The sequence below is a fragment of the Parafrankia discariae genome (genome assembly GCF_000373365.1).
GTDB lineage: Bacteria > Actinomycetota > Actinomycetes > Frankiales > Frankiaceae > Parafrankia > Parafrankia discariae.
Window position 1 is genome coordinate 1 of record NZ_KB891126.1, and the last position, 18,777, is coordinate 18,777.

Annotated in this window: 14 protein-coding genes; 7 read left to right on the forward strand and 7 right to left on the reverse strand. The window is 74.3% G+C overall.

Annotated features, from left to right (window positions below):
* Positions 1-920, reverse strand: a 920-nt coding sequence (locus B056_RS0106060) for an amidohydrolase family protein (RefSeq protein WP_026239384.1), incomplete at its 3' end; no start/stop codon positions are given.
* A 142-nt stretch (positions 921-1,062) separates the two neighbouring features.
* On the opposite strand from B056_RS0106060, the gene B056_RS0106065 reads away from it, so the two are divergent.
* A complete protein-coding gene (locus tag B056_RS0106065; protein ID WP_026239385.1) occupies positions 1,063-1,752 on the forward strand; it encodes a GntR family transcriptional regulator in 690 nt (229 codons plus the stop codon).
* Between the two features lie 93 nt (positions 1,753-1,845).
* On the opposite strand, the gene B056_RS35370 is transcribed toward B056_RS0106065, so the two are convergent.
* Complete coding sequence (locus B056_RS35370) at positions 1,846-3,294, reverse strand: MFS transporter (RefSeq protein WP_051105556.1); 1,449 nt, start codon at positions 3,292-3,294, stop codon at positions 1,846-1,848.
* 191 nt (positions 3,295-3,485) lie between these two features.
* On the opposite strand from B056_RS35370, the gene B056_RS35375 reads away from it, so the two are divergent.
* Positions 3,486-6,827: an AfsR/SARP family transcriptional regulator gene (locus B056_RS35375; protein ID WP_018501000.1), complete on the forward strand. Its 3,342-nt coding sequence runs from the start codon at positions 3,486-3,488 to the stop codon at positions 6,825-6,827.
* Positions 6,828-6,848: 21 nt separating this feature from the next.
* Here B056_RS35375 and B056_RS35380 read toward each other — a convergent pair whose 3' ends face one another.
* The gene (locus B056_RS35380) at positions 6,849-8,258 is read right to left on the reverse strand and encodes an NAD(P)/FAD-dependent oxidoreductase (RefSeq protein ID WP_018501001.1); all 1,410 of its coding nucleotides are present in this window, start codon (positions 8,256-8,258) and stop codon (positions 6,849-6,851) included.
* 9 nt (positions 8,259-8,267) lie between these two features.
* The gene (locus B056_RS0106085; protein WP_018501002.1) at positions 8,268-9,125 is read right to left on the reverse strand and encodes an Hsp20/alpha crystallin family protein; all 858 of its coding nucleotides are present in this window, start codon (positions 9,123-9,125) and stop codon (positions 8,268-8,270) included.
* 281 nt (positions 9,126-9,406) lie between these two features.
* Here B056_RS0106085 and dnaK point away from each other — a divergent pair, with 281 nt between their 5' ends.
* The 4 genes from dnaK to B056_RS0106105 are packed head-to-tail and all read left to right on the forward strand — an operon-like array spanning position 9,407 to position 13,158.
* The gene (gene dnaK / locus B056_RS0106090; RefSeq protein WP_026239386.1) at positions 9,407-11,356 is read left to right on the forward strand and encodes a molecular chaperone DnaK; all 1,950 of its coding nucleotides are present in this window, start codon (positions 9,407-9,409) and stop codon (positions 11,354-11,356) included.
* Positions 11,346-11,831 carry a nucleotide exchange factor GrpE gene (locus B056_RS0106095; RefSeq protein WP_154676870.1) on the forward strand — a complete coding sequence of 162 codons (486 nt, stop codon included), beginning with the start codon at positions 11,346-11,348 and terminating at the stop codon, positions 11,829-11,831. The genes dnaK and B056_RS0106095 overlap by 11 nt, the downstream gene beginning before the upstream one ends.
* Positions 11,828-12,856: a DnaJ C-terminal domain-containing protein gene (locus tag B056_RS0106100; protein ID WP_018501005.1), complete on the forward strand. Its 1,029-nt coding sequence runs from the start codon at positions 11,828-11,830 to the stop codon at positions 12,854-12,856. Before B056_RS0106095 ends, B056_RS0106100 begins: the two co-directional genes overlap by 4 nt.
* Positions 12,853-13,158 (forward strand): chaperone modulator CbpM, encoded by a 306-nt coding sequence (locus B056_RS0106105; RefSeq protein WP_018501006.1) that lies wholly within the window; start codon positions 12,853-12,855, stop codon positions 13,156-13,158. Before B056_RS0106100 ends, B056_RS0106105 begins: the two co-directional genes overlap by 4 nt.
* Positions 13,159-13,212: 54 nt before the next feature.
* Here the strand turns inward: B056_RS0106105 and B056_RS0106110 are convergent, their stop codons facing one another.
* The 3 genes from B056_RS0106110 to B056_RS39320 all read right to left on the reverse strand — a co-directional run bounded on the left by B056_RS0106110 (position 13,213) and on the right by B056_RS39320 (position 15,854).
* Positions 13,213-13,800 carry a TetR/AcrR family transcriptional regulator gene (locus B056_RS0106110; protein WP_018501007.1) on the reverse strand — a complete coding sequence of 196 codons (588 nt, stop codon included), beginning with the start codon at positions 13,798-13,800 and terminating at the stop codon, positions 13,213-13,215.
* A 5-nt stretch (positions 13,801-13,805) separates the two neighbouring features.
* A complete protein-coding gene (locus tag B056_RS0106115) occupies positions 13,806-15,386 on the reverse strand; it encodes an MFS transporter (RefSeq protein ID WP_018501008.1) in 1,581 nt (526 codons plus the stop codon).
* 171 nt (positions 15,387-15,557) lie between these two features.
* Positions 15,558-15,854, reverse strand: a complete 297-nt coding sequence (locus tag B056_RS39320) for a hypothetical protein (RefSeq protein ID WP_018501009.1) — start codon at positions 15,852-15,854, stop codon at positions 15,558-15,560.
* 432 nt (positions 15,855-16,286) lie between these two features.
* Between B056_RS39320 and B056_RS35390 the strand changes: the two genes are divergently transcribed.
* Positions 16,287-18,764: an MMPL family transporter gene (locus tag B056_RS35390; protein ID WP_154676872.1), complete on the forward strand. Its 2,478-nt coding sequence runs from the start codon at positions 16,287-16,289 to the stop codon at positions 18,762-18,764.
* Positions 18,765-18,777 lie beyond the last annotated feature (13 nt).

The window sequence follows — 18,777 nt, forward strand, 5'->3', positions numbered from 1 at the left end:
TTGTGGAAGTACTCCGGCGCGTTCTCCTCGAGCTCGTAGTCCATCGCCTCGAGCATGAAGGGGATCCAGCCGATGCCGCTCTCGACCGAGACCATCTTCAGGTTNGGATGGCGGTCGAACATTCCCGAGTAGCAGCTGTTGAGCAGCAGCCGGGAGTTGTTCTGGAACAGCGACGCGCCGCCGATCGCCGGCTTCACGTAGTCGTCCTGGCTCGGCCAGTAGGTCGTGCCGAAGTAGGACAGCGAGGTCTGGCTGGCGCCGATGTGGAAGTGCACCGGCAGGTTCAGCCCGGCACAGACCTCCCAGAACGGGTCCCACGCCGGGTCGCCCAGGTCCGGTGAGCCGGAGTCCTGCGGGTCGGCGGTCATGTTGACCCCGCGGTAGCCCATCTCCGCGCAGCGCTGGGCCTCCCGGACGCAGGCCGCGATGTCCCACGCGGGCATGATCGGCATCGGGAGCAGCCGGTTGCCCGACTCCGCCTGGACCTGCGCCATCGCGTCGTTGTAGAGCTCCACGCAGAGCCGGACGACCGTGGGGTCGGCGACCGCGTTGAACAGGTTCTGGCCGCCGATGCCGATGGCGTTCGGGTAGACCACCTGGGTGTCGATGCCGAGCTCGTCCATCAGGGTGATCCGCCGGCCGGCGTCCCACGCCGCGGGGTGAACGCTCTCGATGCCCCAGTCCCCGCCCTGGGAGTCCTTCCACGGGTGCTTCTTGCCGTCGTGGTCGATCGTGCCACCGGAGCCCGCGCGGCCGAAGGACTTGCCGGCGACGACCCACATGTCCTGGCCGTTGATCCGCTCGACGTGCGGGACCTTGTCCTCGTAGCCCTTCGGGGCTCGCTCGGTGAACAGGTCGTGGCGCTCGGTCATGTGCGAGTCGGCGTCAACTACTCGTAAACCTTCGACCAACTTGACCACCGCGTGCCTCCTGGCGTCGACGCAGCGCCCCCGCCTGTCTGGGCGCTCCAGCCGAACGTAACTCACTACGCCAGGACTGGCAATTTCCAATTTTTAATCTACGATCAAGCATGTGGGTCGCCGGGCCTGCGACCATGAGGGTGTGGCCGAACATGCCTTGAAACGAGTCAGGACGAGCCGCGCCGTGGTCGAGTGGGTGCATCGGCAGATCTTCGACGGGCGGCTGCGCCCCGGCGACCGCATCGACGTCGAGGGCGTCAGCGCGACCCTCGGTGTCAGTCCCACGCCCGTCCGCGAGGCCCTGGTGCTGCTCGAACGGGACGGGGTCGTCTCCACCCAGGTGCACCGTGCCGCGTTCGTCGAGCATTTCGACGCCCGTACGCTGCGCGCCGACTTCCACGTCTTCGGCCTGCTGAGCGGGGTCACGGTCTCCCGGATCGCGCGGCACCGCGAACCGGACGTCCTCGCCGAGCTGCGGCGCCTCCTCGCCGAGCTGCGGGCCACCCCGCCGGAGGCGCGCACCCGCTGGTACGAGCTGACCACCGAGATGGTGCTGTTCCAGCACCGGGCCGGCGCCACCCCCCGGCTGCGCGCCGACCTGCGTGGCTTCGGCGACTTCCTCGACTGGACGGCCCGCCAGAGCGACCAGCGCTCCCACACCGAGGTCGTCCGGGCCCACGAGCTCGTCGTCGACGCCATCGCCGCCGGTGACGAGCACGGCGCCGCGCAGGCCCGCCTCGCCGACGCCCGGGCCGTGGCCGAGGAGGTCATCCGCGAGTTCGTCCGGCGCGGCGTGCTGTCCGCCGAGGCGGACACGGTCGGCGCGGGCTGAGACCTACCGCCGACGGCTGGCGGACAGCACCCGGCGGGCATCTGACGGCCGCTGCCCGCCTGCCCGGCGGCCCGGTCGGCCTGGTGCCGGAGGTCACCTTGCCGCGGGACGGGGTTCCCAGGGCCTGATCGCGAGGACCGCCGCCGAGGTCGTGAGGACCAGCAGCAGGGCCGTGGCCAGCAGAGCACGGGCGTACCCGTCGGTGAGAGCGGTGGCCGGCCCGGCCGGCGTGGCCGCGGCGACGGTGCTGGCGACGGCGACGCCCACCGCCCCGCCGAGCTGCTGCATGGTCGTGAGCAGCCCGGCGGTGACGCCCGCGTCGGCGGCCTCGACCCGCGCCATCGCGATCATGGTCTGCGGCACGAGCACGAGGCCCATCCCGAGCGCGCACACGACGAGCGGACCGAGAACGGCCTGCTGGTAGCTCGAGGCCGCGGTGATCCCGGTCAGCCAGACCAGCGCCGAGGCGGCCAGAACCCCGCCGGCGGCGATCAGCCAGCCCGGCCGGGTCCGCCCGGCCCGGCGGGCGACCACCTGCGAGGTGACCAGGACCGTGGCACTGAACGGGACGTACTCGAGGCCGGCGATCAGCGGACGGGTGTGCAGCACGCCCTGCAGGAACTGCGAGCCGATGAAGAACAGGACGAACATGCCGGCGCCGGCGCCGAACGCCATGATGAACGCGCCGGACCGCGCCCGCTCCGCGATGACCCGCGCGGGCAGCAGGGGATGGCGGCTGCCCCGCTCGACCGCGGCGAAGACGGCGAGAGCGGCGGCCGCCCCGCACAGAGCGGCGCTCACCCACCCGTCCCGCCAGCCCTCGGTGCCCGCCCGGGACACGCCGTAGACGAGCAGGACGACCCCGACGGTGACGCTGAGCGCTCCGGGCAGGTCGAACCGACCGGCGCGCCGCGGCGCCTCCCGCAGCGCGCGCGGCCCGGCGGCCAGCACCGCCAGCCCGATCGGGACGTTCACCAGGAAGATCCATCGCCAGGAGACCCATTCGGTGAGGAGGCCGCCCGCGATGAGGCCGGTGGCGGCACCCACGCTCGACATCGCCGCGTAGACGCCGAGCGCCTTCGCCCGGGCCCGCCCGTCGGTGAAGGTGGTGGTGATCAGAGCCAGCACGTTCGGAGCGATGGCGGCGGCGCCCAGACCCTGCACCGCGCGGGTGGCCAGCAGCTGGCCGCCGTCGGAGGCCAGGCCGCCGAGCAGGGACGCGAAGGTGAACACGGCCATCCCGGCGAGGAGGACCCGGCGGCGTCCGAGCAGGTCACCGGCGCGGCCGCCGAGCAGAAGCAGACCGCCGAACGCCAGGTAGTACGAGGTGATCACCCACTGGGCGCCGTCCGGCCGCAGCCGCAGGTGGTGGGCGATGGTGGGCAGGGCGATGTTCACGATGGTCCCGTCGAGCAGAACCATCAGCTGAGCGGCGCACAACACCAGCAGTGGCAGGCGCGGGAATGCGCCGTCGTGGCTGTCAGGACCGCTGTGGCCGTCGCCGGGGTGAGCGGTGCGTGGGGGCGCGTCGAGGGTCGTCATGGCCTTCTCCTTCGTGACGCGGCGGGAAGCCGGACAGACCGGGCTCGAATGCGGCATGCTGCAGGGCGGTCGTCACGGCGTCTCCCCGATCGGCCCGCGGGGCGCTGAATCCGTAGAGTCCGGCGGCGACCATGCGGCGGCCTTGGCCGCATGTTGGTGACGATGTTGTGGACCGCTTGCAGGGAGCTCGGATGGGAGAGCAGGCCGGGAACCTGCGCCTGGGTGTCCTCGGTGTGGTCACGGCTGATCGCGGCGGGACCACCCTCACGTTGGGCGGGCGCCGGCAGCGGGCGGTCCTCGCGATGCTCATCGCGGCGCGGGGGGACGTGCTGTCGGCCGCGCGGCTGCTGTCGGCGCTCTGGCCCGACGAACAGCCGCCGAAGGCGCAGGTCGCCCTGCACGCCTATGTCTCGCATCTGCGGCGCGGACTCGAACCGGACCGACCCGCCCGGTCACGCACCGGCCTGATCGTCAGCCAGGCACCCGGCTACGCCCTGCGGGTCGATCCGGACGCCGTCGACGCGTGGCGGTTCGAAGCCGCTGTCGCACGGTGGTCGGGTGCGCTGGCCGATGATCCGGACGGTGCCCGGTCCGGTCTCACCGCGGCGCTCGCGCTCTGGCGCGGCGAGGCGTACGCGGAGTTCTCCGGACAGCCGTGGGCGGTCGCGGAGAGCGGCCGCCTGGCGCAGCTGCGCTCGGTGGCACGCGAGACGGTGGCGGAGGCCCGTCTGCTGGCCGGTGAGGCCGCGGCCCTCGTCCCGGAGCTGGAGTCGATGGCCGCGGCGGAGCCGCTGCGGGAGGGCCGCTGGCGGTTGCTCGCCCTGGCGCTGTACCGGTCCCACCGGCAGGGCGACGCCCTGGCGGCGCTGCGCCGCGCGCGCGGGATCCTGACCGAGGAGCTGGGTGTCGATCCCGGCCCGCAGCTTCGCGCGCTGGAGGCGGACATCCTCGCCCAGTCGCCGGCGCTGGACGGCCCCGCCGCGGCGGCCGCCGCACAGCCGCCTCCGGTCAGAGTCGTCCCGGTGCCGCCCGCCGTCGCCGCGGCCCGCCCACCGATCCTGCTCGGACGCCACGACGTCGTCGACCAGCTCGCCCGCTCGACCGGCGTCCAGCTCGCGCTCGTCACCGGGGAGCCGGGAAGCGGCAAGACCGCCGTCGCCGAGGAGCTGTCCCGCCGGCTCGCCGCGGACGGCTGGGAGGTCGCCTGGGGACGTTGCCCGGAGGTCGAGGGGACGCCCCCGCTCTGGCCCTGGGCGGCGCTGCTGCGGGCGCTGCCCGGCGCGGGGGACGTGGCGGGTCTTCGGCCACTGGTGGCGGACCGCGCCGGACCGGACGAGCACGCGGGGGAGGGAGCCGGTGGCGACGCCGGGGCGGGACTCGCCGGGGACGCCGCGACCCGGCGTTTCCGGTTGCGGCGGGCGGTAGCCGAGTTCCTGCGCGTACGCGCCCGGGACCATCCGCTGCTGGTGGTCCTCGACGACGCGCACCGTGCCGACGACGGGACCCTCGACCTGCTCGTGCACGCGGCGGCCGAACTCACCGGCGAGGCGGTGTACCTCGTGGTCACCTATCGGGACGACGAGGTGGGGCCCAGTCTCTCGGCCGCGCTCGCGCGGCTGGCCACCCGCCATCCCGTCCGGGTCGAGCTGGGGCCGCTGCCCGGGGACGCAGTGGCCGAGCTCATCCGTCGGCTGGCGGAGCGCCCCCTCGACGGGCGCACCCTCGCCACCGCCGTCGCCCGAAGCGACGGGAATCCCTTCTACGCCCGGGAGCTCGGCCGGCTCCTCGCCTCCGGCGAGTCGCTGGCAGCCGTCCCGGTGGGTGTTCGCGACGTCGTGCGGCACCGGGCCGCGTCGCTGCCCGGGGACGCCCTGACCGTGCTGCGGATGGCCGCGGTCATCGGCCGCGACATCGACCTGGACGTCCTGTTGGAGGTCGCCGGGCTGCCCGAGGACGGCGTGCTGGACGCGATCGACGCCGCCCTCGTGGCCGGTCTCGTGCACGCCGACGGCGACTCGATCCGCTTCCAGCACGTGCTGGTGCGGGACGCCTTCTACGAGCAGGTCTCGCCTCCGCGACGGGCCCGCTGGCACGCCCTCGTCGCGCGGGCCCTCGAACGGCTGCGACCTGGCGACGTGACGGTGCTGGCGCGCCACTACGCCGCCGCCGGCGCCGGTTTCGCCGACCGGGCCGCCGCCTACGCGGCCCGCGCGGCCGAGGAGGCCGAACGCCGCTCGGCCCACGCCGACGCCGCGGCACTGTGGGGGCAGGCCGCCACCGCCACCGCGGACCCGCGGGAGCGGATCCTCCTGCTGCTCGCGCAGTGCCGTGCCCTGACTGTGCAGGGCGGCAGCGGCGCCGCGACCCGCCGGCGGGCCGAGGCGATCGAGCTCGCCCGGCGCACCGGTGACCGGAACCTGCTCACCCGGGCCATCACCGCGTGGACGGTGCCGACGTCCTGGACACAACGTCGCTACCTGGAGTGGGACAGCGTCCTGATCGGCGAGATCCGCGAGCTGCTGGGCACCGGACAGGTCACCGAAGCGGACCGGTGCCGGCTGCTGTGCGCGCTGGTCACGGAACTGGACGGCTCGTCCGACCCCGCCCTGCGTGCGGACGGCCGCGCGGCGCTCGAGATCGCCGGCCGGCTCGATGATCCCGACCTGGTGGGGCTGGCGGCGGCGGCCGGGCTGCGCCTGACCTACTTCGGGGTCCCGCTGGGGGAGCGGGAGTCGCTCGCCGACCTGCTGCTGGCCACCGGGCGGCGATCCGGACGGCCCGGTCTGACGATGCTGGGCCACCACGCGGCGCTGCAGGTGGCCGCGGCCCGCGGCGAGCTCACCGGGTTCCGCCACCACCGCGCCCAGGTCGAGGCGATCGCGGGCACGTTCCAACTGGGCGCGGGGGCGTTGACCGGCCTGGCCGCGCAGGGTCTGGAGCACTCCCTGGCCGGCCGCTTCGCCGAGGCCGAACGTGCCTACGCCCGTCTCGGGGCGGCGATGGACGCCGCCGGCGCCCATGACAGCGGCGTGCTGGCCCTGGCCTGCACCGCGTGCGTCCGCGAGGCGGCCGGTGGGCTGGAGGCCCTGCGCCCGGCCCTGGAGGCCGCGTACGAGAAGATCCCGTCGCTGCCCACCGACCTGATCGTGCGGGTGCTCCTCGACGCGGGCGAGCCCGCCGAGGCCCGCCGTCGCTGGCGCCCCGACGAGCCGCACCCGGCCGACTTCCTGGGTGTGCTGTGGCGGGTGCTGCGCCTCGGCAACGCGCTCGCCTTCGAGGAGCACGACGTCGCGCGCGGCCTGTACCGGGAACTGCTTCCCTACGCCGACCAGCTCGCCGGAGCGGTCTCCGGGTCACTCACCTGCGGCCCGGTCGCCATGTACCTCGGTGACGCCGCCGCCGCGTGGCGTGATCCGCGGCTGGCCGCCGAGCACTACGCCGCGGCGGCCCGGCTGGCCCGCCGGGCCGGCGCGGCGCACTACGCGGTCCGGGCGGAGATGTCACTTCGCCGGTGCGCGGCGCGGCCCTCGTGACGGGGCCGGTCGCGTCGTCGTTCAGGAGGCCGGGCTTCCGGTCCGCGCGAGGTGCTCGTCCAGGAGCCGGACCGCGGCCGTCCCGTCGGTGACGGCCGCGGCGACCCGCCGGACGGCACCGCCGCGGACGTCGCCGACGGCGAACACACCCGGCCTGCTGGTCTCCAGCACCTGGGGCGGGCGGTCGCGTCCAGCCGCCTCCGCGGTGTCGTGTCCGGCGTCGTGTCCGGTGGCCCGTTCGGCGTCGTGGCCGGTCAGGACGAAACCGTCGGCGTCGAGCGCGACGGCGCCCGCGAGCCAGCCGGTGTTCGGCCGTGCGCCGGCGAGGACGAACAGCTCCCGGGCCGGTAGCGTGCCCCGGGCTCCGGAGTGGTTCTCCCGGACGACGACCTCGCGCAGCGTGCCGTTCCCGACCAGGGCCTCGACCTCGGTGTGCGCCAGGACGACGATCCGCGGCTGGCGGCTGATCCGGTCGACCAGGTAGCGGGACATGCGCTCGCCCGGCTCCTCCTCCCGCAGCACCAGGTAGACCTCGGTGGCCATGTCGGCGAGCAGGAGGGCGGCCTGGCCGGCCGGGTCACCGCCGCCGGCGACCGCGACCGGACGTCCACCGCACAGCCGGGCCTCCATGAGCGTCGCCGCGTAGTGGACGCCGCTGCCCTCGAACCGCTCGATGTCCGCGACCCCGATGCCGGCGATGTCGAGCCGGTTGTACCGGGCACCGGTGGCGGCCACCACCGTCCGGCTGACGATCTCGCGGGGCAGCCCGCCGGGGTCGTAACGGACGACGTGCAGGTCGCCGTCCGGCCGCAGGGCGAGGGCCGTCGCCGGGACGCTGATCTCCACCCCCAGCCGGTCCGCCTGGACGGCGGCCCGGTCGGCGAGCTCCCGGCCTGAGATCCCGTCCGGGAATCCGAGATGGTCCGCGACGCGCGAGGCGCCGCCGGCCTGCCCACCCGTCCCGACCGCGTCGAGGACCGTGGTGGTCAGCCCCCGCGCGGCGGCGTGTACGGCGACCGCCAGCCCGGCCGGCCCGCCCCCGACGACCAGCACGTCCCGGATGGGCGCGCCCGGCCGCGCCGCCGGCAGCCCCAGCGCCCGGGCCAGCTCGGCGTTGCTCGGGTTGCGCAGGACCAGCCCGCCGAACCAGATCACCAGCGGGATGTCGCCCGGCGGCACGCCGGCGGCGCGCAGCGTCCGCTCGCCGTCCCGGTCCTCTTCCAGGTCGACGAAGTGGTGCGGCAGGCGGTTGCGGCAGGCGAACTCGCGCAGCCGGCGGCTGCCCGGGCTGAACCGGGAGCCGATCAGCCGGAACCCGGCTTCCAGGCCGACCGGCATCGCCCGACGCTGGAAGTAGGCGAGCACGGTGCTGTCGGCGTGCGCGGTGCTGTCGGCGTGCGCGGTGTCCGGGTGTACGGCGGGCTGCGACACGGTGCCCGATCAGTCGGCGCCGAAGGAGCTCTGCCCGAAGGGCGTCGGGGCGTCCGGCAGGCCCCCGCCGCCGGAATCCTCGGCCCGCCGGGCCTTCCCAGCGCCACCCTTGCTCTCCGCGCTCCTGCTCTCAGCGCCCTTGCTCTCCGCGTTCTTGGACTCGGCTTCCTTCGACCCGGCTCCCGAGCGGCCGCCCCGCGCGGACGACCCGGCCCGCGCGGAACCGGTCCTGGTGGAGTCCGACCGGGTGGAGCCGGCCCGCGGGGAGTCCGTTCGTCCGGTGTCGTCGCGTCCGGTGTCGCCGCGCCCGGTGTCGTTCCGGCCGGTGGCGTCCTGGGAGGCGTCGCCGGACGAGCCCTCGATGGTGCGGCCCGGCTCGGCTGACGGCGCGGAGATCTCGATCCGGCGGGGCTGGCTGCGGCGGGCCTTCGCCAGCCGGACCGTCAGCAGGCCGTCGTCGAGGCTGGCGTTCACCTCGTCCGGGTCGACCTCACCGGGCAGCAGGATGACGTGCTCGAACCGCCCCACCCGGCGGGTCTGGCGGCGCAGCGTGCCGTGACGCTCCCGTTCCCTGATCTCTCCGGTGACGAACAACTCGCTGTCCCGCAGGTCGATCGAGAGATCCTCGGCCCGGGCACCGGGCAGTTCGAGCTCCACGACGAACTCGTCGGTGGTCTCCTCGACGTCCACTGCCGGCGCCAGCCCGGCCAGGCCGGCCAGCACGCCGTACGGCCGCCGTTCACCGCCGCCGGTGACGTCGCCGAGCAGGCTGCCCATGCGGGTCCAGGCGTCCTCGATCTCGCGGAGCGGATCCCAGCGAATGGTCGGTAGCTGCCGGCCGGATGCTGCGCGCACGGGGTTGGTCATGATTCACTCCCTGGCCATTGCTCATTTTCCTGGGCGGCCTACCCGTCAATCGTCGGCGGGGTTCGCCCGGCCGGCAAGCCGCCCGCCCACGGGCCGTCCGGGTGGCGATTCCTGATCTCCCGGCCCGGTACGCGGTGTTGCGCGGCCGGTCGGGCCGGTCCTACCGTTAGCCGAAGGTGCTTTGCGTCACCGAAAGTGCTTCGCGTAGTTGTGCGTAGTTGACGGAACCTGCCGCGTCCCCGCCGTCTGTCTGCCGGAAGCGCTCCTGCCGGGAGGACATTGTGGGAAAGGCTGTTGGAATAGACCTGGGGACGACTAATTCGGTCATCGCGGTCGTTGAGGGCGGCCAGCCGACGGTCATCCCCAACGCCGAGGGCTCGCGCACGACGCCGTCGGTGGTCGCGTTCACCGAGGGTGGCGAGCGGCTGGTGGGGGAGCTGGCCCGACGCCAGTCGATCCTCAACCCGAAGGGCACGATCACCTCGGTCAAGCGTTTCGTCGGGCGCCGCTACAGCGAGGTCGCCAGCGAGCTGCGGACGGTCACCTTCGATCTCGTCCCGGGCCAGGACGACGCCGTGCGGATCACGGTGCGCGGACGGCAGTACGCGCCCGAGGAGATCTCGGCGATGGTACTGCGAAAGCTCGTCGACGACGCGGCCCGCTTCCTGGGGGAGAAGGTCACCGAGGCCGTCATCACCGTCCCGGCGTACTTCAACGACGCCCAGCGCCAGGCGACCAAGGACGCCGGCCGGATCGCCGGCCTGGAGGTGCTGCGGATCATCAACGAGCCGACGGCCGCGGCGCTCGCCTACGGGCTGGACAAGCGGTCGCACGAGACCGTCCTGGTTTTCGACCTCGGCGGCGGGACGTTCGACGTGTCCGTCCTCGACGTCGGCGACGGGATTGTCGAGGTACGGGCGACCGCCGGCGACACCCATCTGGGCGGAAACGACTGGGACCGCCGCCTGGTCGACTTCCTCGCCGACGAGTTCAAGCATCAGAACGGCATCGACCTACGCGACGATCCGCAGGCGTTGCAGCGGTTGTTCGAGGCCGCGGAGAAAGCGAAGATCGAGCTTTCCTCGGTCAGTCAGACCCAGCTGAACCTGCCGTTCATCACCGCTGACTCGAACGGCCCGAAGCATCTCAACACCACGCTCACCCGGGGCCAGTTCGAAATGAACACGTCCGATCTGCTCGAGCGGTGCATGCCGGCGGTGCGCCGCGCGATGGCGGACGCGAAGATCGCCGAGCCGGACATCGACGAGGTCATCCTGGTCGGCGGTGCCACCCGGATGCCCGCGGTGCAGGCCGCGGTGCGCCGGCTCACCGGCGGCCGGGACCCGAACATGACCGTCAACCCGGACGAGGTCGTCGCCGTCGGCGCCGCCATCCAGGCCGCGGTCCTCAAGGGCGAGGTCTCCGACGTGCTGCTGCTCGACGTCACCCCGCTCTCCCTCGGGGTGGAGACCCTCGGCGGCGTCAGCACGAAGGTGATCGAGCGCAACACGACGATCCCCGCCCGGCGCAGCGAGACGTTCTCCACCGCGGAGGACAACCAGTCCGCCGTGGACATCGTGGTCCTGCAGGGCGAGCGCGAGATGGCCGCGGACAACCGGACCCTCGGCCGGTTCCGGCTGGAGGGCATCCGGCCCGCGCCACGCGGCCAGGCCCAGGTGGACGTCACCTACGACATCGACGCCAACGGCATCCTGAACGTCACCGCGCGCGACACCGACACGGCCGCCGAGCAGCGCATCACCATCTCGGACAACACCAACCTTCCCGCGGACGAGATCGAGCGGATGGTGGCCGACGCCGAGCGCAACCGCGCGGAGGACACCCGGCTGCGGGAGAACGCCGACGCCCACAACCAGCTCGACACGATCGCCTACCAGGTCCAGCGCCGGCTGTCCGAGCTCGGCGACGACGTTCCGGCGCACGAGCGGGCCCGTGCCGAGCAGCTCGTCGCCCACGCCCGCCGGGCCCTGGCGGAGAACGCCGGCGCCGACCGGGTCCGCCCGATCGTCAACGATCTCCAGCAGGTGCTGTACGCGCTGCCCGCCCCGGGCACGCGTGAGTCGGCGGCCGCGCCGGGCGGCGGTGGAAGTGCCGCGGCGGCCGGGCCGGGCACCGGCGGTCCGGGTGACGCCGGCCCGGGAACCGGCGGGCACGGCGCCGGCGGGGACGATGTGATCGACGCCGAGTTCACCACCCGCGATGATGACTGACCACCCCACTGGCACGGACCTGGCGGCCGAGCTGGAGGAGTCGCAGGCCAGGCATCTGCGGACGCTGGCCGACTTCGACAACTACCGCCGCCGGGCCGGACGGGAGATCGGCGCCGCCACGGCGGCCGAGCGGGACCGCGTCATCCTCGCCTGGCTGCCGGTGCTCGACCACCTGGAGCTCGCCCTCGCCCACGCGGACGCCGACCCCGACTCCCTCGTCGACGGCGTGCGCGGGGTGCGCCAGCTGGCGCTCGACGCGTTGCGGGTCTCCGGCGTCACCCGGCTCGACGACGAGACCGGCCCCTTCGACCCGGCCCGGCACGAGGTCGGCGCCGTCGTCGACAGTGCCCTGACACCGCGGCCTCCCCCGGCGGGCACCGTCGTCGAGGTCCTGCGCCCCGGCTTCGAGGCCGGTGGACGGGTGCTGCGGCCCGCATCGGTCGCGGTGAGCGCAGGTCCGCGGTCGGCGTCATGAGCGCCGGGACCACGGGACGCGCGAGCCCGGACTTCTACGAGCTGCTCGGCGTGCCGCGCGACGCCGACGCCGACGCCATCCAGCGCGCCTACCGCAAGCTGGCCCGCCGATACCACCCGGACATCAACTCCGACCCGTCCGCCGAGGAGCGGTTCAAGGATCTCTCCGAGGCGTACGACGTGCTGTCCGACCCGGACACCCGCGCGCGCTACGACCGGTTCGGCCGGGATTTCCGCCGGGTGCCGGAGGGCGCCGAACGCTGGGCGGACGCCCCACCTGGCGGCTTCGGGGCGGCTCCCGGCACCGGGCCGGGCGCCGGCTCCGGGGCCGGCGGGCGCGGCGGGGGCTTCGGGTTCGAGGGGTTTCAGGGGTTTCAGGGCTTCGACTTCGAGGACCTGTTCGGCGGCGTACGCGGGTTCGCCCGCCGGCGCGGCCGGGCGGGCCCGGTGCCCGGCGCCGACCAGGAGGCGGAGATCGAGATCTCGCTCGCCGAGGCCTACCGCGGCGGGCGACGGCGGATCACGCTGCCCGGACCGCACGGCCCGCGGGAGGTCGAGGTGGCCGTCCCGGCCGGCATCCGCGACGGCCAGCGGCTGCGGCTGGCCGGCCAGGGCGGGCGGGGCCGGGACGGCGCGAGCCCCGGTGACCTCTACCTCATGGTGCGCCTGACTCCCGACCCGCGGTTCCGGGTCGAGGGCCGCGACGTCCACACCGATCTGCCGCTCGCCCCGTGGGAGGCCGTCCTGGGGACGGCGGCCGGGCTGGACACGCCGGCCGGTGAGCGGGTGACCGTCACCGTCCCGCCGGGCACCTCCAGCGGCCGCCGGCTCCGTCTGCGCGGCTGGGGCCTGCCGGCGCCGGGCCGGGACGCGGACCGGGCGGCCGAGGGTGCGGGTGACCTGTACGCGCACATGCGGATCATGGTGCCGCCCGACCCCACCGAACGGGAGAGCGAACTGTTCCGCGAGCTCGCCCGCGTCTCGTCCTTCAACCCCAGGTCCGGCAACCCCAGGGGGCGGTCATGACCAGGACGCTCGTCCGCATCCGCCCACGGGACCGTGAGCTGGACCTGGAGTCCTTCTGCGTCGCCGCCCAACTGCACCCCGACCTCGTCCGCAGGCTGGCGACCCTCGGCCTGCTCGACGTCGGGACCGGCCCCGGGGGTCGTCGCGTCCTCGCCGCGGGGGCGTTGGCCCGCGCCGGGCGCATCGAACGGCTGCGCCGCGACCTCGGGATCACCTACACCGCCACCGGGGTGGTGCTCGACCTGCTCGACCGGATCGACGAGCTCGAACGGCTGCTGCGGCAACCGCGGCGGGGACGGTGAACGCCTCGCGCGGGCGCGGGGTTCAGGGGCCGCGGGGTTCAGGGGCGGCGCGGTTCAGGGGCGCAGCGCGGCCATGACCAGACCCGCGTAGCGGCGCCACTCCTTCGGGTCCCGGATCCCGAGATCGGACAGGACGCGCGCGTAGCCGCCGACCAGGATGCGGACGTCCAGGGCGGTGACGTCGTCGCGCAGTGTGCCCTGCTCGCGGGCGGCGTCGACGATGCCGGCGAGCACCCTGCTGACCGGCGCCTCCGCCATCCGGGAATCCCTGGTGGGCAGGACCTCGGCCAGCAGCACCTGGTCGTGGGCCAGCCGTTCGGAGACGTCGTACAGGAAGCCGCACAGCGCCGCGTAGGGGTCGCTCTCCTCGGCGGCGGCCGCCAGCCGTGCCTCCACCCAGCGGACCTGGTGCTCGGCGACGGCCCGGACCAGGTCGGCCTTGGTGGGGTAGCTGCGGTAGACCGTTGCCTTGCCCACGCCCGCCCGGGCCGCGACCTCGGGCACGGTGGCGTTGAGGCCCTTCTCCGCGAACACCGCGATGGCCGCCGCGATGATCTGCTCGTGGTTGCGCCGCGCGTCCGCGCGGCGCTCGGACCAGTCGAGGCACCCGCGTTCCGCCGTCTCGTCGGGCGGGGAGGACATGGCCGTCAGTCTGCCTGATCGCCGGCGGTGCGGGTGGCCGCTGGCCCGGTGGCCGCAGTGCTGGTGGACGCTGGGCCGGCGGCCGGGGCCGTGGCCGGCACCGTCGCGGTGGCCGTCACCGTTGCCGCCGCCGCCGCGATCGCCGCCGTCGCCGGCGCCGGCGCGGCGGGGGCCGGCGGAGCGGTGGGGGCGCCGCCCCTGGGCCGCCGTGGGATGAACACCGCGGCCACCGCCGCGGCCATCGCCCCGCCGCCGCCCAGGAGGAAGGCCAGGGTGAAGGCCCCGTCGGTCGGCAGCGGGTGCGCCGTGGTGACGCTCGCGGCCAGCAGGGTCGCCGCGACCTGGGAGCCCACGGCGGAGCCCACGGAGCGCAGGAGCGTGTTGACCCCGGTCGCCTGCCCGGTCATCGCGGGCGGCACCGCGCGGACGATGATGTTCGGCACCGCCGCCATGATCATGCCGATGCCCCCGAAGAGGAGCACCGACAGCGCGATCACCACGCCCTCACCGCCGTGCTCGAAGGCGAGCGCGGTCAGGCCGGTGGCGGAGATCAGGAATCCGGCGATGAGCGAGTCCCGTGAGTCGACGCGGAGCGTCAGCCGCCCCGAGACACCGGCCGTGACCAGCATCGCCCCGCACGCCGGCAGCAGGAGCAGGCCGGCCCCGGTGGCGTCCAGCCCGAACCCGTAGCCCGAGGACTCCGGGGTCTGCGAGAGCCGTGGGATGAGCACGAACGCGCCGAACGTGCCGAAGCCGACGAGCGCCGTCGCGAAGTTCGTGGCCATGACCTCCGGGCGGCCGAGCAGCCGCATGTCCACCAGAGGCTCGGTGACCCTGCGCTCGTACCACCCGAAGAACACCAGGACGGCCAGCCCCGCCGCGATCATGCCCAGGGTGCGCGGGCTTCCCCACCCCCACGACGGCGTCCTGGTGATCGCGATGAGGGGGGCGGTGAGCCCGAGCGCGAGCAGGACCGCGCCGGGCAGGTCGATCCGCCCGGGGGTGCGCCCGGCGGAGTCCCGCAGCCGCAGCGCGCCGAGGGCCGCACCCCCGGACATGATCGCCCCGGCCCAGAAGACCCACTCCCACGAGGCGTGGTCGACCAGGAGACCCCCCATGATCAGGCCGCCGCCGGCGCCGATGCCCGAGATCGCCGAGACCAGCCCGAGCGCGCCGGGCCGACGCTCCGCGCTGAACGTGTCGTTGATGAGGCCGAAGCACAGGGGGAAGATGCCGCCGCCCGCCCCCTGCACCACCCGGGCCAGGATCAGCAGCCAGACGTTCGGTGCCAGCACCGCCAGCGCGTTGCCGACGGCGAAGGCCGCGAGGGCGACGACCAGCATCCGCCGCTTGCCGAACATGTCGCCGAGCCGGCCGACGATCGGCGTGAGGATCGCGGCCGAGACGAGGTAGGCGCTGAGGACCCACGAGATGTTCTCGGAGGTGGTGTGCAGTGCCTCGGCCAGGGCGCCGAGACCGGGCACGATGGCGGTCTGGGCCAGCGAGAACGCCGCCGACGCCAGTGCGAGGACGGCCAGCGCCCCGCCGCCGGTCCGAGTCTCCGGTCGCGCCTGACTGCTCCGCATCCAGTTCCCCGCTCCCCGCGCTTCCGGCATCGAAGTGGACTCTGGGGTCCGCTTGCTCGGGGGTATCGTAGATCCAGCGGACTTTCGGGTCCACTTACGACCCGTCGCGGGGAGACCCGTCGCGGGGAGTCGGCCGGCCGGTGTCGGCCGGCCGGTGTCGGCCGGCCGGTGTCAGCGGCGGCTGATGACCTGGGCCGAGGATCTGGCCGGGTGGTGGAGCTGGTCGTGGGTGCTGGCCCACGAGTAGGCCTCCGCGGCGACCTGGGTGAACGAGGCCGGTCCGAGACGGCATTCGGCGCAGGACACGCCGAACATCCGGCTCAGGGTCCGCGCGCTGCGGCTCGGGGCCGTCGGGGCCTTCCCCCGGCCGAGCTCCGCGACCGCGCGGCCGTGCTCGGCGGTGGGGCGGATGCGCTCGGCCGCGGAGCGGCCGTGTTCCGTGGCGGGGCGGCGACGGAAGAGCCCCATCAGTCGGTCCCCGGTGTCGGCAGCGCGGCGACCGCGGGTGGAAGGCCGTCGCCGTTCACCGCCCCTCCTCCGAAATGGGGATGGCCGGCGACGGGAGCCTTGTCACCGCTCGCGTTACCGGGAGCTGGCAGCGTGGTCGTGCACCGCGGGTTCACCAGCCGATGGTAGGACGCCGGCGTCCGAGACTCGACCAGAAGTCCTGTGCGGCATGTTGATGACAGGACGCTGTTGGGTGAAGGTCGACGCAGAGTCTCCATGGAGGTCGGATTCCCCGATCGAGTGAACCCTGGTTAGCCCGCTTCGGTGGCCTTCGGTCCGCTTCAGGCGTCTTGAGTGTGTTTAGGGACGCTTAAGGCGTGCTTCACCTCGTTTGGCCTCGGTCGGCCTGGGAGGCCTCGACCGGGACCGCCACTTAGGTCTAGCTTGTCCAAAATGAGAGGAAAGTCGGATCTTGCGGGCGGTGGTGTCCGGGCCTTCGCGGCCATGTGCGCGCGACACCGCTGGATCGTCGTCGCCCTGTGGGTGGCCGGCCTGGCGACACTTCTCGTCTTCGTGCGGGACTCGGGCGCGCGCTTCGACACCGACGTCGCCGTCCCCGGAACGGACTCCGCCCGGGCCATGGACCTCGTCGGTGAGGTCGTCCCCGGCGGTGGTCTCCCGGACACCGAGTCGATCGTGCTGCACGCCCGCCGCGGGACGGTCGACGACCCGGTGGTCCGCGAGCAGATCACCGCGATGGCGGCGGAGCTCGGCAAGCTGCCCAAGGTGGGCGGGGTCATCGACCCGTTCAACCCGGCCGGCGCGGTCGTCCTCGGCGTCGAGCCGGTCAGCGGGAACCGGCGCACCGCGGTCACATCCGTGATCATGAAAGGCTCGGCGCTGAATCCGGACCGGGCCGCCGCGCGGCGCCTCATCGACACCGCGCGGGCGTACGACGGCCCGGACCTCCAGGTCGAGGCCGCCGGCCCGGGCGCTACCGCGCTGAGCGCGACCACGGTCTCGCCGCGGCCGATCATCATCGCGCTGGTGGCCGCCCTGCTGCTGCTCGGGGTGACCCTGCGCTCCCGGGGCGCGGTCGCCGTCTGCGCGGCGACGTCCGCGGTGGCGACGGTGGCCGCCCTCGGCGCCATCGTGCTGCTCTCCCACGCCACCACGACCACCGCCTTCGCCCCGCTGCTCGCGGCCGTCGTCGCGGCCGGGACCAGCCTCGGCGGCGCCGTCGTCGTCGTGCACCGGGCCCAGTCCGCGCTGCGGGAAGGGGCGAGCCCGGCCGAGGCGGCGGCGCAGGCCACCGCCCGCGCCGGCTTCGCCGTCGCCTACGGAGGATTCTGCGTCACCCTCGCGATGGACGGCGTCGCGCTGCTCGGGCTCAGCTTCTTCGACGGCGTCGCACTCGGCACCGCCGCCGCCGGGGCGGCGACCGGCCTGGTCATCCTCACCCTGCTGCCCGCGCTGCTGGCGTTGAGCGGGCCGCGGCTGCTCGGCTGGGCCGAACGCCAGCACCTGACGGCCAGCGGCCGCGGCCTGGCGCACCGGCCGGGGCTGCGGGCCTGGTGGGCCCGGCAGGTGGACCGCCGGCCGGCCGCGATGGCGCTGGCCGCCGGCCTCGGGCTGGTCCTGCTCGCCGTCCCCGCCGTGACCCTCGACCTCGGTGGCGCCGACGACGGGGCCGAATCGACGTCGATGAGCACCCGGCGGGCCTACGACCTGCTCAGCGCCGACTTCTTCCCCGGGCTGAACGGCCCGATGCTCGTCGCGGTCGACCGGGGTGACGGGCCGTCCGCCGTGCCCGTGGCCGACGTGGTCAGCGCCATCGCGAAGACGCCCGGCGTCGTCAAGGCGGCACTCAACCTCGAGAAGGCCGACGCCGGGCTCGCGGTGATCCGGATCGCGCCGCGGGACGGCCCCCGCTCGCCGGCGGCCGTCGACCTGCTGCACCGGCTGCGCGACGACGTCGTCCCACGGGCCGTGGAAGGCACCGGCTCCCGGGTCTACATCGGCGGCTCCACGGCGCTGTTCGTGGACATGGCGGCGGACTTCCGTGGCGCGACGACGCTGTTCCTGCTGGTGATCCTGCTCGTGGTCGGGCTCCTCAGCCTGCTGATCCTGCGCTCGGTGGAGATCGCGGCCGCGCTGGCGGTGACCAGCGTGCTCGCCGTTCTCGCGGCGGCCGGCGTCCTCGCGATCCTGTTCCAGACCGACCTGCCCACCAGGGCGCTGGGGCTGGAGACCGGGCCCGTCGAGCCGTCCATGCTGGTGCTCGTGCTGGTCGCCGTGTTCGGCCTGTTACCCGGTCTGAACCTCAGCCTGCTCGTCCGGCTCCTGGAACCGGCCGACCACGCCGGGAGCGGACCGCCCGCCCGGAACGGGCGGTCCGCGGAGAATCCGCAGGGCACGCAGGGCACGCAGGGCACGCAGGACGCGCGGAGTACGCGGGACACCGGTGGGCCACGGCGCGCGGGGCGGCGCCACCGCACCGACACCGCCCCCATCCGGCGCGGCCACGCCGACGTCGGTCACGTGATGCTGACGATGAACCTCGTGATGCTGTTCCTCTTCATGGCGATCGCCGCGCAGCCCTCCCGCACCATGAAGGTCATCGGATGCGGCCTCGCCACGGGTATGGCCATCGACGCGTTCGTGCTGCGGGCGACGCTCCTGCCCGCGCTGCTCCACCTCCTGCGTCCAACCCGTGCGGGTTCGCCGGCCCGCCGTGCCGGTTCACCCGCTCGCCGTGCGGGTTCACCGGCCCGCCGTGCGGGTTCACCGGCCCGTGGCACCGGCTCGTCGGCCCGCCAGGCCGGCGTGTCCGCCCGTGGCACCGGTGCGGTCATCGGTACCTCGGACTCAGCCCGGGCCGCGGCCGTCGCCGGCGACGGTGCCCCGCCGGTCCGGGTCCGGCGGGGTTGATGTGGGGACGTCC